The 3,353-nt window shown below is 63.0% G+C and carries 4 protein-coding genes; all 4 read right to left on the minus strand.

Annotation, left to right across the window (positions count from 1 at the left end):
- Positions 1–391 (minus strand): ABC transporter permease (locus tag QNK41_RS15800; RefSeq protein WP_319258613.1); only part of this gene is annotated, 391 nt, incomplete at its 3' end.
- Positions 392–463: 72 nt separating this feature from the next.
- Complete coding sequence (locus QNK41_RS15805; protein ID WP_319258615.1) at positions 464–1,669, minus strand: ABC transporter permease; 1,206 nt, start codon at positions 1,667–1,669, stop codon at positions 464–466.
- Complete coding sequence (locus QNK41_RS15810) at positions 1,666–2,346, minus strand: ABC transporter ATP-binding protein (RefSeq protein ID WP_319258617.1); 681 nt, start codon at positions 2,344–2,346, stop codon at positions 1,666–1,668. The genes QNK41_RS15805 and QNK41_RS15810 overlap by 4 nt, the downstream gene beginning before the upstream one ends.
- Positions 2,343–3,353: efflux RND transporter periplasmic adaptor subunit (locus tag QNK41_RS15815; protein WP_319258619.1), on the minus strand; the 1,011-nt coding region annotated here is incomplete at its 5' end. The genes QNK41_RS15815 and QNK41_RS15810, both read right to left, overlap by 4 nt.

The following is a 3,353-nucleotide window of genomic DNA, read 5'->3' on the forward strand; positions in this document are numbered from 1 at the left end:
TCGGCACTTGGGCGCCAACGCCGAGGACCATGGTGCGGCGGGCACGCTCGCCGGCCTCGACCTCGGCATTGCCCTGCAACACCGGCACCACCGCCTCGATGCCGGGCAGTCGCCGTAGCGCATCGGCGTCGTCCAGGCTCAGTGGGCGCACATTGCTGATCAGCGCGCCGGACATGCCATGGGTGGTGGAGCGGCCCGGGGTGACGCCGATCAGGTTGGTGCCGAACTGGGTGAACTCTCCGAGCACGAACCGGTGAACGCCTTCCCCTAGCGAGGTGAGCAGAACTACGGCGGCAATTCCCACGGCAATGCCCAGGATGGTGAGAAAACTGCGCAGTCGCTGGCCGGCAAGCGATTGAAGGGCCCATTTAAGTGCATCACGAAAAATCATCGGTTAACCACCCGTTTTAAAATTCCCCAAGTCCCAATCCCCAATCCCCAATCCCTCAATTCCCCATCCCCATCACTTCTCCGCCAATGCCGTTACGGGATCCAATCGGGCGGCGCGCCGTGCCGGCAGCATGCCGAAGAGCGTTCCGGTGGACACTGCCGTGGCGGCCGCCGCCGCCGGCGCCCACCAGGGGACCGCCATGGGAAACCCGGGGAACAGCTGTTGCAGCACCAGCAATCCAACAGCCGAAAGCAGCAACCCGGCCGCTGTTCCGAGCAGAGAGAGGAGCGTCGACTCCACGAGAAAGAGTATCAGCACCTGAGTGTGTGTGGCCCCGACAGCCTTGAGAAGACCGATTTCCGCCGTCCGCTGGGAGATGGCGACCAGCATCACATTCATGATCAGGATGCCTGCCACGGCAAGACTGATGGAGGCAATGCCGGCGACCGCCAGGGTCAGGGTTTTCAGGATCCGGTCGAAGGTGGCCAATAGGGCGTCCTGGGTGATCACGGTCACATCGTCTTCACCGTCGTGCCGATCCCGGATGATCTCCTGAACGTTTCGCTTGGCCCGGGATACGGCATCCCGGTTTCGGGCCTGCACCAGAATCCGGAAGAGGGATTCGGTGTTGAACAAGGCGGTGGCAGAGGCGACGGGGATAATGGCCATATCACTGGTGTCCGTGCCCAGGGACTGACCCTTTTGGGTCAGTGTGCCGATCACCCGAAACCGGCGCTCGCCGATACGCACGAACCGGCCCAGTGGCGACCGGTTGCCAAAGAGCTCTTTTCTGGCCTGGTAGCCCAATACGCAAACCGCCTCCGCCCGGGAGACTTCACCGGCGGGAATGAATCGACCATGGGCCATGGTCAGGTGGCGAATCGGCAGGAGCTCGGCCGTTGAGCCGAGGATGGTGATTTCCCGCTGCCGGCTGCCCACGGAAACAGGGGCGGAACCGACCACAATGGGAGCCACCCGGCGCACGGCAGTGCTGCGTGCCAGGGCCATGGCATCCTGGACGGTCAGGTCACGGGGGGTCTGACCCATCATCGGCGGCGGGCCGCCGGTGGTTTCGGATCGACCCGGCAGGACGATCAGCAGGTGGGTGCCCAGGGAACTGAACTGGTTGGCCACGTACCGACGGGTTCCCTCTCCCAGGGTGGACAGCAGTACCACCGATGCCACGCCGATGGCCATGGCCAGGAGCATCAAGCCCGAGCGCAGGGGATATCCGGAAACGGCCCGCCGGCAGAAGCCGATCACATCCGTGGTCCTCATGCCTGCCCCTGGCTGTCTGAAACGATCCGACCGTCCACCATCCGGATCGCCCGGACGGCACGGCTCCCGATATTCGGATCGTGGGTGACGATAATGACGGTCATGCCCTGTTCCCTGATAGATTCCACGGCTTGAATGATTTCATCCCCGGACGTGCGATCCAGGTTGCCGGTGGGCTCGTCTGCAAGGATGACGGTGGGGTTCATGATCACGGCCCTGGCGATGGCCACCCGCTGGCGCTGTCCGCCGGACAGCTGGTCCGGCCGGTGTCCGGCCCGGCTGGAAAGACCGAATCGGTCCATGGCTTCGTTCACCCGATGGCGCCGTTCTTTTGGGTCGACGCCGGCAAGAACCAGCGGCAGGCCCACATTGTCGGCAGCCGTGAGCCGGGGGACCAGATGGAAAAACTGGAAGATAAAACCGATTTTATAGCGCCGGATGGTTGCCTGCTGGTCATCGGCCAGCGCGGTGGTGTCCCTGCCGTCGATGCAATAGGTGCCCTCGTCCGGGCGGTCCAGCAGTCCAAGGATGTTCAGCAGGGTGGATTTTCCTGATCCGGACGGCCCCATAATGGACAGGTACTCGCCCTTTTCCACAACCAGGTTCACCCGGTCCAGGGCATGCACGGATTCACCCCCCACTTGAAACACGCGGCTGACATTGTCCAGGCGAATCACGGGGCTTCCTCGATTGGAACGGCAGGCGCCCCGTCTTCAAGATCCGGCGCATCGATGTTGACAACCACCTGTTCTTCCGGTTTCAATCCATCCATCACCTCGGTATGGTCCCAGTTGGAAAGACCGCTGCGGATGCGGCGACGCTCAATTTTGCCCAGGGCAGGCTTAAACACATAAACGTGCTGATCCGCCATGACGGCCTCGGTGGGTACCCGCACCACATCGGTGCGAACGTCCAGGATCACTTCGATGTCTGCGCTGTAGCCGGCCAGCAAAAGAGAGAATTCCTCCGGGTGGATGAAACTGACTTCCACGTCGACGGTGCGGGCCTGCTTCTCAACGTCCAGAACGTAATCGGAGACCCGGCGCACCTGGCCCTGGAATGTCCGGCTGCCATAGGCATCCATGGTGATGCGGGCCGGCATGCCCGTCCGGATGCCGGAAACATCCACCTCATCGATGGGGGCAATCACGTAAAAGCAGCCGGATTCGATAATGTCCACCACGGGCGGTGTGGGCACACCCAGCGGGGAAGGGGTGACATATTCGTATCGCTCACCGTTGATCTCGCCGATCACCCCATCGAAGGGCGCCAGCAGCCGGGTGCGTTGGAAACTGGCCCTGGCCACGACCAGCTGGGCTTCGCGGACCTGCACTTCACTGCGGGCCCCGTCACACTCGGCGCCCAGGGCATCAGCCTCGGCAAGGGCGTTTTCCGTGCGCTCCTGGGTCCCCACATTGGATTTGAACAGGGTGGAGAGGCGATCCGCATTTTTAGCGGCCACTTCGGCCCGTGAACAGGCCGATTGCGCCCTGGAACGGGTGGCGGTCACTTCCCGTTCGGCCAGCATCACCTGCGCGGCGATATCGTTGTTCCACAGCTCCAGGAGCAGCTCGCCTTCCTTGACGCGGTCCCCTTTTTTGACCGGCAGCCGAGCGATCTGGCCGCCGATGCTGGGCGACAGTTTGGCCCGCCGGCAGGCCTTTACCGTACCTGCCCGGGTATT

The sequence above is a fragment of the Desulfosarcina sp. genome, from assembly GCF_033791525.1.
Lineage (GTDB): Bacteria > Desulfobacterota > Desulfobacteria > Desulfobacterales > Desulfosarcinaceae > Desulfosarcina.